A 13,489-nucleotide genomic window follows, 5' to 3' on the forward strand; every position below is an offset into this window, starting at 1 on the left:
AAAAGATATATGCTATACTATTTATTTGAATATTTTGACAAGACATTAGATTTACCTGGAACAGGAGTGTTTCAGTACATCACATTTAGATCGGCTTTGGCATTTATGCTTTCATTGCTTTTATCAACAATTTATGGTAAAAGGGTAATTAATTTTCTTCGACGCCAGCAAGTTGGAGAAACTGTTCGTGAACTAGGTCTTGCAGGTCAAAATGAAAAAGCTGGTACACCAACAATGGGCGGATTGATTATCATTTTTGCCACATTAGTTCCAGTTTTGTTATTTGCTCGATTACATAACATTTATATAGTATTGCTTATTGTAACTACATTATGGATGGGAACAATTGGTTTTGTTGACGATTACATCAAAATATTTAAAAAAGATAAACAAGGACTTAAAGGTATTTTTAAAGTTATTGGTCAGGTTGGATTAGGAATTATCGTTGGAGCTGTTCTTTATTTTAACCCTGCTGTTACAGTAAGAACAGATACAGGACGTACGGATGTTTTTAAAACAAGCACTGCAAATACAACTGTTGTGTTATCTGCACCTGTAGAAGAGAAATCAACAGCAACAACAATTCCATTTGTAAAAAACAATGAATTTGACTATGCTGAAATCTTGTCGTTTATGGGAGATGGATATGAAAAATGGGCTTGGTTAATATTTATTCCAGTTGTAATTTTTATCATCACAGCGGTTTCAAACGGAGCCAATTTAACAGATGGAATCGATGGACTCGCCGCAGGAACTTCGGCAATTTCTGTCCTTGCCCTCGGTATATTCACGTTTGTTTCTGGAAATATTATTTTCTCGAATTATCTAAATATTATGTATATCCCCAATTCGGGAGAAATGACGGTTTTTATTTCAGCTTTTGTTGGAGCGCTGATTGGTTTTCTTTGGTACAATTCATATCCGGCATCTGTCTTTATGGGTGATACAGGTAGTTTAACAATTGGAGGAATTATCGCTGTTTTGGCAATTGCAGTTCGTAAAGAAATATTGATTGTTTTGTTCTGTGGTATTTTCTTAGCAGAAAGTGCTTCAGTAATTATTCAAGTATCTTATTTTAAATATACAAAAAAGAGGTTTGGTGAAGGTCGAAGAATTTTCTTGATGTCGCCGCTTCATCATCATTATCAGAAAAAAGGATATCATGAAAGTAAAATAGTGACCCGTTTCTGGATTGTTGCAGTGATGTTAGCCATATTGTCAATTATTACTTTAAAATTAAGATAAATGAGGCTAGTAGTACTTGGGGGAGGAGAAAGTGGAGTTGGAACCGCAATCCTCGGGAAAAAACAAGGATACGATGTTTTCGTGTCAGATTTTGGAAAGATAAAAGAGAGTTACAAAGAAGTTCTTATCATTAATAAAATTGCCTGGGAAGAAGAGCAGCATACAGAAGATTTGATTTTGAATGCCGATGTCGTAATGAAAAGCCCAGGAATTCCAGATAAATCACCAATAGTAAAAAAGCTGGTTGCAGCAGGGATTAAGGTGATTTCTGAAATTGAATTTGCAGCACCTTTTACAGAAGCAATGACAATAGGAATTACTGGAAGTAACGGTAAGACAACAACAACAATGCTGACTTATCATTTGCTGAAATCGGCAGGATTAAATGTCGGTTTAGGCGGTAATATCGGAAAGAGCTTTGCTTGGCAGGTAGCCGAAAATAAATTTGATGCATACGTTCTTGAATTAAGCAGTTTTCAGTTAGACGGAATAATAGATTACAGACCAGATATTGCCATAATAACCAATATTAGTCCAGACCATTTAGATCGATACGAATATAAATATCAAAATTATATTAATTCGAAATTCCGGATAACGATGAACCAGACCGAAAGCGACTATCTCATTTACGATGCAGACGATGAGGCAAGCACAGAATGGTTAAAGAGTAACAAAACAAAAGCAAAATTAATTCCTTTTTCATTAACGAAAACATTCGATGAAGGGGCTTCTATAAATAACAACAAAATGGAAATAAAGATCAACCAAGAAGAGTTTACAATGGAAACAGAATACATTGCGTTAGAAGGAAAACATAATATGAAAAATGCAATGGCAGCAAGCTCTGTGGCGAAATTGATGCAGATTAGAAATGCAACTATTCGTGAAAGTTTATCTAATTTTCAAGGTGTTGAGCACCGTTTAGAAAAAGTATTAAAAATACAAAACGTTCAATATATCAATGACTCAAAAGCGACCAATGTAAATGCTACATTCTTTGCTTTAGATAGTATGAATGTTCCAACCGTGTGGATCGTGGGTGGTGTTGACAAAGGAAACGATTATAACGAATTAATGTCATTAGTCCGCGAAAAAGTAAAAGCGATTATTTGTTTAGGAGTAGACAACCGTAAAATTATAGATGCTTTTGGAAACGTTGTTGATATTATGGTTGAAGTGAACAATATGAACGATGCAGTAAAAACGGCTCAAAGATTAACAGAAAAAGGTGATGCAGTATTGTTGTCTCCAGCCTGCGCAAGTTTTGATTTATTTGAAAACTACGAAGACAGAGGAAAACAATTTAAGCAAGCGGTACACAACTTGTAGAATAAAAGTTTCAAGTTTCAAGTTTCATGTTATGAGGAACTTGAAACCTGAAACAAAAGAAACCTGAAACTAAAAACAATGAAGCAATTAGTAAACAAACTAAAAGGAGATAGGGTAATATGGTCATTTGTGGCTTTATTGGCGTTATTTTCGTTTATGCCTGTTTTTAGTGCGAGTAGTAATCTGGCTTATATTGGTCATGGAACCGGTAATACATTGGGTTATTTGGTAAAACATTTGGCTCACGTTTGTATAGGTTTTCTAATTATATACTGGGTTCACAAAGTGCCGTATCATTATTTTAGAGCGATTTCTAAAATAGCGCTTCCAGTAGTTTGGATTCTATTATTGTACACATTATTAAAAGGAACCGTAATTGCGGGCGCAAATGCAAGTCGATGGATTCAGGTTCCGTTTATTGGAATCACGTTTCAGACTTCGACTCTAGCAGCAAGCGTATTGTTTATTTATGTTGCGCGTTATTTGTCAAAAAAGAAAGAAGAAAATGAGCCGTTTCAAACCTCATTTATTCAACTTTGGATTCCGGTATTTATCACTTTGGCACTTATATTACCAGCCAACTTTTCGACCACAGCGTTGATTTTTTCGATGGTTATGATGCTAACGTTCATTGGTAAATATCCATTAAAATATATAGGATTTATTATAGGTTCAGGAATTGCAATGCTGGCATTTTTCCTTTTGGTAGCCAAAGCTTTTCCAGACTCTAGGTTTTTCAGCAGGGTTTCAACATGGGAAAGCCGTATCATGAACTTTACGACAGATAAACCAGACGAAGACGATTATCAAATTGAAAAAGCAAAAATTGCGATTGCTTCAGGTAGATTAGGCGGATTAGGACCTGGAAAAAGTGTTCAAAAGAACTTTCTTCCACAATCATCTTCCGATTTTATTTACGCAATTGTAGTTGAAGAATATGGCTTAGTTGGAGGAGTTTCGATATTACTTCTGTATTTATTGCTGTTGTTCAGATTTGTGATTGCCTCTCATAAAGCAAACACCTTATTTGGAAAATTAGTCGTCGTCGGTCTCGGATTTCCGATGATATTCCAAGCGATGATTAATATGGCGGTAGCGGTTGAACTGTTACCCGTAACTGGACAGACACTGCCATTGATAAGTAGTGGAGGAAGTTCGATCTGGATGACTTGTTTCTCGCTGGGAATAATAATCAGTGTTACGAAAAAAGAGGAAGAAATTGCCGAAGAAAAAAAGGAAAAAGAAAAAAGAAAAGAAGCATTACAGCGATTGATCGATAAAGAACTGGCAGAAGAAGATTTAGTTCCTCAAGAAATATATGAAGAAGAGCAAATGTATTCTATAGAAGATAATTCGAGGAATCCGATGAATGCAGTTTTAAACAAATAAAATAAAAAAAATAGTTTTTAAAACGTTGTAATTTTTTAAATGATGACAAAGTATAAATTCATACTTAGCGGAGGAGGAACAGGAGGACATATTTATCCTGCGATTGCGATTGCAAATGAATTAAAATTACAATTTCCTGATGCAGAATTTCTTTTTGTTGGTGCCAGAGATAAAATGGAAATGCAGAAAGTGCCTCAGGCAGGTTACGAGATAAAAGGTCTTTGGATAGCTGGTTTACAAAGAAAATTGACTTTACAAAATATGATGTTTCCTCTTAAACTAGCAAGCAGTTTATTGGAATCAAGAAGAATTATTAAAAAATTCAAACCAAATGTAGTAATAGGCACGGGTGGTTTTGCCAGCGGACCTTTACTGCAGGCGGCTGGTTCGGCAGGAATTCCGACAGTGGTTCAAGAGCAGAATTCATTTCCGGGAATCACTAATAAATTATTGAGTAAAAAAGCGAATAAAATTTGTGTAGCCTATCAAAATTTGGAACGTTTTTTTCCGAAAGAAAAAATTGTTTTAACTGGAAATCCAGTACGTCAGGATTTAATTGATATCGACAGTAAACGTGATGAAGCAATTTCGTTTTATGGTTTAGATCCAAATAAAAAAACTTTGTTGGTTTTAGGGGGAAGTTTAGGAGCGAGAAGAATCAATCAGTTAATTGAAAAAGAATTGCAAAATTTTCTTTCGCAAGATGTTCAGGTAATCTGGCAATGTGGAAAATTATATTTTGAAGATTATAAAAAATACAATCAGCCAAATGTAAAAGTGGTTGATTTTATTGAAAGAATGGATTTTGTATATGCAGCATCAGATGTAATAATTTCACGAGCAGGAGCTTCGTCAGTATCAGAATTATGTATTGTTGGAAAACCAGTGATTTTTATTCCGTCTCCGAATGTTGCTGAGGATCACCAGACTAAAAATGCGCAGGCAATTGTAGATTCAAAAGGTGCAATTTTATTGAAAGAATCTGAATTGGAAAGTCAATTTAGCATCGTTTTTGAAGCGCTGCTGAAAGATCAGGGAAAACAGAAACAATTAAGTGATAATATCAAAAAATTAGCAATGCCAAATGCTACGAAAGTAATTGTAGAAGAAATAAAAAAGTTGTTATAATATAAATTTTGGCGAAAATTATACAACATCAAGAGAAAAGAAGAACGCTATTTTAGGGGACTTTCGATTCTTATAAGTATAAAAACATAATGGCTTAGTTTTTAGTTTTTTAGGAAAAACCAAGATGAAAGCTTAACACAATTATAAAGCATAAAGTTTATGGTTTAGCGCCTGAAACTTAATACTTAAAGAAGAAATTAAGATGAATTTAAATCAAATACAGAACGTTTATTTTATTGGTATCGGAGGAATCGGAATGAGTGCCTTGGCTCGTTATTTCAAATATATTGGAAAACAAGTTTCAGGTTATGATAAAACCCCTTCTATGCTGACAAGTGAATTGATTGAAAGTGGTATTGATATTCATTTTGAAGATAATATTAGTTTAATTCCAACCGATTATTATGTTGAGAATACACTGGTAATTTTTACACCAGCGGTTCCAAAAACACATTCAGAATGGAATTATTTTATAGAAAGACATTACGAGGTTAAAAAACGTGCAGAAGTTCTTGGAATTATAAGTAAAGATACATTTTGTTTTGCAGTTGCTGGAACACACGGAAAAACAACAACATCTAGTATTCTGGGGCATATTTTATTTCAAAGCGGAGCTGATGTTACAGCTTTTATTGGAGGAATTGTTGAAAATTATAATTCAAATCTAATTGGAAGCGGAAAAACAGTAACTGTTGTTGAAGCCGATGAATTTGACAGATCATTTTTGCATTTACGTCCGGATATCGCGTGTGTAACGTCTATGGATGCAGATCATTTGGATATTTATGGAACTAGTGAGGCAATTGAGGATTCTTTTAGAGAATTTGCGGCAAAAGTAGAAGATAAAAACAATCTCTTCATAACAAAAGAATTACCTCTTGAGGGCGTTCAATGTGCTATAAATGAAGATGCTGTATATAAGGCTTTTAATGTTCGAATAGAAGATGGCGCTTATGTTTTTGATGTGCAGACACCGTCAGAAATTATGAAAGACCTACGTTTTGGGCTGCCTGGGAAACACAATTTAATGAATGGATTGATGGCTATTGCGATGGCTAACACTTTTGGCACCCCGACCGAGTCTATTGCAAAAGCCATTGCTTCATTCAACGGAATCAGAAGACGTTTTTCGTATCAAATTAAGAGTGAAAAATTAGTATATATTGATGATTATGCACATCATCCGACAGAAATAAATGCTGTTCATCAGGCAGTTAGGGAATTGTATCCAGGTCGTAAAGTGCTGGCCATTTTTCAGCCTCATTTATTTAGCAGAACAAAAGATTTTGCTGATGGATTTGCCGAAAGCTTATCAAAATTTGATGAAGTGTTTTTAATGGATATTTACCCAGCTAGAGAACTTCCGATGGAAGGAGTAACATCTGAATGGCTTTTGGGTAAAATGACAAATTCGAACAAAAAAATTGTTGCAAAAAACGATTTATTGCGTGAAATCAAAGCCAGCGATGCACCAATAATTGTGACAATTGGAGCTGGTGATATAGGAGAAATGGTTCCGTCAATTAAAAAAATGCTAAATGAAAATATTTAATTGGACAAATATTCGATTAGTACTTATTTTAGGTCTTGTAGTTTTTTTATTTTCATTCGCACAACATCGAAATGGCGATCGAAAATTGAAAAAATCGATGGTCGTTTTTGTAGGAGAAAATACGCTTTTTGTGAAGCCTGAAACGGTTAATAAATTGTTGATAGAAAATAAAAGAGACGCTTCAAGTATTAGAAAAGATGAAGTAGATTTGAATAAGATAGAGAAAACCCTCGATACACAAGAGATGATTGAGAAGTCAAATGTTTTTGTAAGTATCGATGGAGTTCTAAAAGCAGTAGTAAAACAGAAGACGCCCATAGCAAGAGTTTATGACGGCGACGCTTCTTTTTATATTGATTACGAGGGTAATAAAATGCCTTTGTCTGACAATTTTACTGCAAGAGTTCCGCTTGTTTCAGGGGCAATTAATAAAAAAAATAACGAAGATTTAGCAGCTTTATTTCGCACAATTTATGACGATGCGTTTTTGAAAAAAAACATCATTGCAATAGAGATTATGCCGAATGGAAGCCTAAAAATGTTTAATCGTAACTATGATTACTTCATAGATTTCGGCAGAACAATGAATGTTGATAAGAAATTTAGAAACTATAAAGCCTTTTTTCAAAAAGCAGTTTTAGATAGTTCGTTATATAAATACAGTAAAATTGACCTTAGGTTTACGGAACAAGTAGTTTGCACTAAATAATAGAAAATGGAAAAAGATAACATTGCAGTAGGTCTAGATATTGGAACAACCAAAATCGTTGCCATGATTGGCAAGAAAAATGAATATGGTAAGTTGGAGATTTTGGGCATTGGTAAATCCAAAAGTTTGGGTGTTGCCAGAGGAGTAGTAAACAACATTACGCAGACGATTCAATCGATTCAACAAGCGATAATCGAAGCAGAAAATAATTCAGGTTACAAAATAAAAGATGTTGTTGTAGGGATCGCCGGGCAGCACATCAGAAGTATACAGCATACTGATTACATCAGCAGAAATAATCCAGAAGAGGTTATTGGTGAAAATGATATTCAGCTCCTAATCGATCAGGTAAATAAACTGGCGATGTTACCAGGAGAAGAAATTATTCATGTTTTACCGCAGGAATTTAAAATCGACGGGCAGTCTGAAATTAAAGAGCCAATCGGAATGTACGGCGGAAGATTAGAATCTAGTTTTCACGTTGTAGTTGGGCAGGCTTCTTCAATCAGAAATGTTGGAAGATGTATTCAGAGTTCAGGAATTGAATTATCTGGTTTAACACTAGAGCCATTAGCTTCTGCCGATGCGGTTTTAAGTCAAGAAGAAAAAGAAGCTGGTGTTGCGCTTATCGATATTGGTGGCGGAACAACAGATTTGGCTATTTTCAAAGATGGTATCATTCGTCATACAGCGGTGATTCCTTTCGGTGGAAATGTAATTACAGATGATATTAAAGAAGGCTGTTCGATTATCGAAAAACAAGCAGAACTTTTAAAGATCAAATTCGGATCAGCATGGCCGGGAGAAAATAAAGATAATGAGATCGTTTCGATTCCTGGTTTAAGAGGAAGAGAACCAAAAGAAATTTCATTAAAAAACTTATCTAAAATTATTCACGCAAGAGTTGTGGAAATTGTAGAACAGGTTTTTGCAGAAATAAAAGCATACGGTCACGAGGATCCTCGTAAAAAACTAATTGCTGGTATTGTATTAACAGGCGGCGGTGCGCAATTAAAGCACATCAAACAATTGGTAGAATACATTACAGGAATGGATACTAGAATTGGTTATCCAAATGAGCATTTAGCAGGGAATTCTGGAGAAGAAATCTCTAGTCCATTATTCGCGACTGCGGTTGGATTAGTAATGAACAGCATTGAAAACAGTTCTCAAAGTGCTGTTAGAATGGAACTGGTTAATGAACAGCCAAAAGTGGTTTATAGAAATGCACCAACTCCAGTACAGCGATACGAAGTAGAAGAAAACTACGTTGAGAGAGTAGAAGCTATTGAAGAGACAAGAGAAGTTGTGAGTCATAAAGCAGCTAAAGACGAGTCTACTGAAAATAAAATAAGAAGATCATTTTTTGATCGATACGTTGATAAAATCAAAGAATTTTTAGACAACGCAGAATAATTAGAATAACAAGAGAAGGAAATTACTTTTTGCCCCAAGTCAAGAAGTAAAAAATGTACTAAATAAGAATTTCAAAAACCAAAAAGATGATGAGCAACTCAGAATTTGGAAGTATTTCATTTGATTTACCAAAAAATCAATCAAATGTAATCAAAGTAATAGGTGTAGGCGGAGGCGGAAGTAACGCAATCAACCACATGTTCAAGCAAGGTATTAAGGGCGTAGATTTTATCGTTTGTAATACCGATTCACAAGCGCTGCAAAATAGTTCAGTACCAAATAAAATTCAATTAGGAGTTAATTTAACTGAAGGATTAGGAGCAGGAGCAAACCCAGATGTTGGACAGCAGTCTGCTATCGAAAGTATTTCTGATATTGAAAAAATGTTAGATAGAAATACTAAGATGGTATTTATTACTGCTGGTATGGGTGGAGGAACAGGAACAGGTGCTGCTCCGGTAATCGCTCAATTAGCAAAAGAAAGAGAAATACTAACAGTTGGTATCGTGACCATTCCGTTTCAATTTGAAGGGAAAGTACGTCAGGAGCAAGCAATTATTGGAATCGAAAAACTACGCAAGCAAGTCGATTCATTAATTGTAATCAACAACAACAAATTAAGAGAAGTATACGGAAATCTTGGTTTTAAAGCTGGATTCTCTAAAGCGGATGAAGTTTTGGCAACTGCCTCTAGAGGTATTGCCGAAGTAATTACGCACCACTATACTCAAAATATCGATTTACGTGATGCAAAAACTGTTTTGGCTAACAGTGGAACAGCTATCATGGGATCTTCTGTGGCAACAGGTGAAAACAGAGCAAAAGACGCTATTGTTTCGGCTTTGGATTCTCCTTTGTTAAACGACAATAAAATTACAGGTGCCAAAAACGTATTGTTGCTTATCGTTTCTGGAACTAATGAGATTACTCTTGATGAAATTGGAGAAATCAACGATCACATTCAAGCTGAGGCTGGTTACAATGCAAATATTATCATGGGAGTTGGTGAAGACGAAACTCTAGGTGAAGCAATTGCAGTAACTATTATTGCTACAGGTTTTGATGTAGAACAACAAAATGAAATTGTTAATACAGAACCTAAAAAAATCATTCATACGTTAGAAGATGAGCAGAGAAGTGTTCATAATTTAACTAGTAGACCACTTACTTCTTTCGACTTAACAGTTGATACACCTACAGCAAAAACTGAAGATAAAGTTGTTTTTGATTTAATGGATGATGACGAAACATTTACGCCAACTCCACAAGCTGTTGCTCCAGCAATCAATCAGGAAGAGTTAGTGGTAATGTCTGAATTTATTAAAAATTTGGATGTGACTTTCGAAATTGTTTCGCCAATTACAGATATCGATTTTACAATTTCTGCACCAGAAACTCCAGTTGTACAACAAGTACAACAACAGCCTGTGCAGCAACAAAGAGTTTTTGAAAGAGAAGAGCAGACTACTTTTTCTTTTGATCTACCTTTGTTTAAATCAGAGCCTGTAAAAAGAGAACCAGTTATTGAAGATAATAAAGTTTTGTTTGAATTAACAAACGAAACACGTGAGATAAAAGTAAATGATCCAGTGCAGTTTGTGCCGGTAACAGAAGTTTCTGATAACGGAATCATCAAATATTCTTTAGAAGAATATATGGAAGTTGAAAACGACTTGATTACTTCTAAACCAGTTGAAAAAGTGGTTGAAGATGTTGTTCCAGAGGAATTAAACATTACTTTGAAACCAAGAACTGATTTTGCAAGTCAAGCCGATTTTACAACGACTTCTGAAGTTTCTCCAATGGAATTAACAATTGAAGAAACACTTCGTTTAAGAGCAGAAGAAAGAAGAAAGAAACTAAAAGAGTTTAACTATAAATTCCATAATAATGTTTCTAGAATTGACGAGTTGGAAAAAGAACCAGCTTACAAAAGATTAGGAATTGATTTATCGAATTCACAGTCAAATAATACAAATTCTAGAATTTCTGTTGGGACAGATAGTAACAACGATTTACAATTGCGTTCAAACAATTCATTTTTGCACGACAACGTAGATTAATTTTAGCATCATAATATTAGGATGACCCGAAAATTGGATTTAATTTTCGGGTTATTTTTTTTATCTTCGCACAGAATTTAAAAATTTGACTTCTCAAGTTGATTTTTAAAGTTAATTTTATTGTCATTTCGAGCGAAGTCGAGAACAAACTTTCAATATAAAATATCAATTTATAAGCACTGCTTATTCAAATAAAAAGACAAAGATGAGTTTACAAGCAAAGATCATGGACGAGATCAAAACGGCCATGAAAGCAAAAGATACTGTTGCATTAGAAGCATTGAGAGCTATTAAATCTGAATTGTTACTAGCAGCAACTTCTTCTGGATCAAAAGAAGAATTATCAGAAGATGAAGAAATTAAATTACTTCAAAAATTGGTAAAAACACGTAAAGAAAGCGCAAGAATCTTTACAGAACAAAATCGTCCTGACTTAGCTGAACCAGAATTGGCTCAGGTTGCAGTAATCGAGAAGTTTTTACCAGCTCAATTAAGCGAAGAAGAAGTAGAAGCTGTTATTGCTAAAATTATTGCAGAAACAGGTGCTTCTGGAATTGCATCAATGGGAAAAGTTATGGGATTAGCTTCTGCACAATTAGGCGGAACTGCTGAAGGAAAAACTATTTCTACAATTGTGAAAAAATTACTTTCTTAGAAAATTCCAATAGTAAAAATTCCAAATTCCAATGCTAAACTTGGAATTTGGTCCCGAAACTTCGGGATAAAAAATTGACAATTTTAAATATTTTGACCGCGTAGTTCAACTGGATAGAATATCAGATTTCGGCTCTGAGGGTTGGGGGTTCGAACCCCTCCGCGGTCACTTTAAAATAATGAAAGCCTGAGAATGTATATTCTCAGGCTTTTTTTATGGTTCGAAAATTATTCTAATAATTTTTATTCTTTTATCACATCAGTATTTACGCTAAATTTTGGTTCGAACACCGTCATGCTTTTTTGATCAATTTTGTAGTTAACATCATTCTTAAATTAGACCCATTCTTTGGATCTAAATCATCCTAAATACAAGAACATTTTTTAAATTCAGTTAAAACTCTAATTTTGTCAAATGGCTTTTGATGGGAATGTCTAATCTTCCATTTTTTGATATTCCAATATGTCTTTTCCTTCGTAAACTGTTAAAAATATTCGAGTTGGTATATTTTCAATTTCTTTATATAGTTCTCGTGAATAATATTTAGGGTATTTAATATTTTGTATTTGTCCTTCAAAAGTGACATGCAAAGAAACATTATTGCTGTAATGTTTAAAATTTTGAGAATTTTTTATCTCGTTTATTATTCTTTCAACTTCAGATTTTGATATTCCAATTACTGTTTTTTGATATCTTTCTGGAACACCGGAAACAGTGTTTTCCTTAATTATAAAATTAGTATTAAGTTCAATGTTGATTTGATTTAAGTCTTTTCTAACATCATTTTTGGAGATATTTAGCTCGTCTATTTTATTCATAAAAAAAAATGATAAAAGACAAATTAATAAACATAAAGAAAGTATGATGCCAATTGTAGATTTTCTTTTTTTGTGATATATAAGTATACAAGTAAAAAAAAGAATTAAAGCAATTAGAAGAAGAGATCCAATTAATGTTCCTACACCCATTTATCTTATTTTTTTATTTTCGAGAATGCTTTTTATAGTTTTTAATTAAAACAAAAACAGAAAACACAAAAACAATTATATACACAACTGCTAGTCCGGGTTTCTCAAATTTTAAATTTTGAAAGTCAAATTGCTTGTATAAGGTTACACCTAAAATGATAGCGATAACCCAAAAAATAAATGTAATTGGTTTTTTATTTTCCATGTTTTAAATGTTTATAGTTTTAGTTGTTAAAAGATTTTTTACGCCAAATTTTAATTTAGAATTTATCTTTTTCTGCACGCATTAGGTGTAATTTTTAAAATTCCGCAAGCAATCGATAGGAAGATTTTTCTCTGTCTAAAATGGGATTATCTGGCTAGTATAAAAATATTTAAATTATATTTTTGGTTTAAAAACGATAAAATATTGTACGCCTTTTTAGTATAAGTTTGTTTTTTATTATTAACCTGTGATTTTACTTTGGTATATAAAAGTCATTTTTTAACTCTGTTATGCCTTCGTAATTTTTAGATTGTGAGTATAAAAGAAAACCAGCCAGCCTCCATTCGTTAACACCATAAATAATATATTTACATTTATTTTTGTTGTCTATTTTTTGAACATCGATAAAAGATGGTTTCCAAGTTGTACCACCTGTAAATCCAGTTTTGTTTACATTCGCTGAAAGTACTTTTTTTGCATCATACATTACAGTTAGATTAATAGTTGATATTAAATCTTCGTCAATTGTTGTTTTGGACAAATAAGTGTTGAGAAATGGTTGAATTAGCTCTTTATTTTTTTGTTCTTTAGAGTCAAATCTTAAACTTTGACTCTCAGTATCTTTATCTTTTTTTGGATTTGTAATAAAAGATAATAAAACAAATGAAAATACTACGGCAGCAAATATACCGATATTATCACGGATCAGTTTAACAGCTTTAAAACATAGAATAATAAAGTAAAGTATGATGGCAATGTTTAGTATTACCCAGATTAATTGTATCATAAGATTAGTTTTTGGTAAATCAAAAATATAAATAATATTT

At 33.4% G+C, this 13,489-nt stretch carries 12 protein-coding genes and 1 tRNA gene; 10 read left to right on the forward strand and 3 right to left on the reverse strand.

The genetic code is table 11. The annotated features are described in order from the left end of the window. The first annotated feature begins 9 nt into the window (after nucleotides 1-9). The 10 genes from mraY (at nucleotide 10) to QMG60_RS08360 (ending at nucleotide 11,657) form a co-directional block, all read left to right on the forward strand. A complete protein-coding gene (gene mraY, locus QMG60_RS08315) occupies nucleotides 10-1,245 on the forward strand; it encodes a phospho-N-acetylmuramoyl-pentapeptide-transferase (protein ID WP_281867452.1) in 1,236 nt (411 codons plus the stop codon). Next, a complete protein-coding gene (murD, locus tag QMG60_RS08320; RefSeq protein ID WP_057117189.1) occupies nucleotides 1,246-2,577 on the forward strand; it encodes a UDP-N-acetylmuramoyl-L-alanine--D-glutamate ligase in 1,332 nt (443 codons plus the stop codon). A 78-nt stretch (nucleotides 2,578-2,655) separates the two neighbouring features. Beyond that, on the forward strand, nucleotides 2,656-3,966 hold the full coding sequence (locus QMG60_RS08325; RefSeq protein ID WP_281867453.1) for an FtsW/RodA/SpoVE family cell cycle protein: 1,311 nt from the start codon (nucleotides 2,656-2,658) through the stop codon (nucleotides 3,964-3,966). Between the two features lie 42 nt (nucleotides 3,967-4,008). After that, entirely contained in the window at nucleotides 4,009-5,094 is a 1,086-nt protein-coding gene (gene murG / locus QMG60_RS08330) for an undecaprenyldiphospho-muramoylpentapeptide beta-N-acetylglucosaminyltransferase (protein WP_281867454.1), read from the forward strand. Between the two features lie 202 nt (nucleotides 5,095-5,296). Continuing rightward, nucleotides 5,297-6,646: a UDP-N-acetylmuramate--L-alanine ligase gene (gene murC / locus QMG60_RS08335; RefSeq protein WP_057117186.1), complete on the forward strand. Its 1,350-nt coding sequence runs from the start codon at nucleotides 5,297-5,299 to the stop codon at nucleotides 6,644-6,646. Continuing rightward, nucleotides 6,633-7,355, forward strand: coding sequence for a hypothetical protein (locus QMG60_RS08340; RefSeq protein ID WP_057117185.1), 723 nt, complete (start codon nucleotides 6,633-6,635; stop codon nucleotides 7,353-7,355). Before murC ends, QMG60_RS08340 begins: the two co-directional genes overlap by 14 nt. Nucleotides 7,356-7,361: 6 nt before the next feature. Then, the gene (gene ftsA, locus QMG60_RS08345; protein ID WP_057117184.1) at nucleotides 7,362-8,771 is read left to right on the forward strand and encodes a cell division protein FtsA; all 1,410 of its coding nucleotides are present in this window, start codon (nucleotides 7,362-7,364) and stop codon (nucleotides 8,769-8,771) included. Nucleotides 8,772-8,857: 86 nt separating this feature from the next. Beyond that, a complete protein-coding gene (ftsZ, locus tag QMG60_RS08350) occupies nucleotides 8,858-10,834 on the forward strand; it encodes a cell division protein FtsZ (protein WP_281867455.1) in 1,977 nt (658 codons plus the stop codon). Between the two features lie 205 nt (nucleotides 10,835-11,039). Next, nucleotides 11,040-11,489, forward strand: coding sequence for a GatB/YqeY domain-containing protein (locus QMG60_RS08355; protein WP_057117182.1), 450 nt, complete (start codon nucleotides 11,040-11,042; stop codon nucleotides 11,487-11,489). A 94-nt stretch (nucleotides 11,490-11,583) separates the two neighbouring features. Next, nucleotides 11,584-11,657: transfer RNA gene (locus QMG60_RS08360), tRNA-Arg, on the forward strand. Between the two features lie 266 nt (nucleotides 11,658-11,923). Here the strand turns inward: QMG60_RS08360 and QMG60_RS08365 are convergent. From QMG60_RS08365 to QMG60_RS08375, 3 genes are all read right to left on the reverse strand, one after another. Beyond that, nucleotides 11,924-12,307 (reverse strand): hypothetical protein, encoded by a 384-nt coding sequence (locus tag QMG60_RS08365; RefSeq protein WP_281867456.1) that lies wholly within the window; start codon nucleotides 12,305-12,307, stop codon nucleotides 11,924-11,926. Between the two features lie 163 nt (nucleotides 12,308-12,470). Then, the gene (locus tag QMG60_RS08370; protein ID WP_281867457.1) at nucleotides 12,471-12,662 is read right to left on the reverse strand and encodes a hypothetical protein; all 192 of its coding nucleotides are present in this window, start codon (nucleotides 12,660-12,662) and stop codon (nucleotides 12,471-12,473) included. A gap of 253 nt (nucleotides 12,663-12,915) precedes the next feature. Beyond that, nucleotides 12,916-13,449, reverse strand: coding sequence for a hypothetical protein (locus tag QMG60_RS08375; RefSeq protein ID WP_281867458.1), 534 nt, complete (start codon nucleotides 13,447-13,449; stop codon nucleotides 12,916-12,918). Nucleotides 13,450-13,489: the final 40 nt, after the last annotated feature.

Origin of the sequence: Flavobacterium sp. GSB-24, assembly GCF_027924665.1 — a bacterium.
GTDB lineage: Bacteria > Bacteroidota > Bacteroidia > Flavobacteriales > Flavobacteriaceae > Flavobacterium.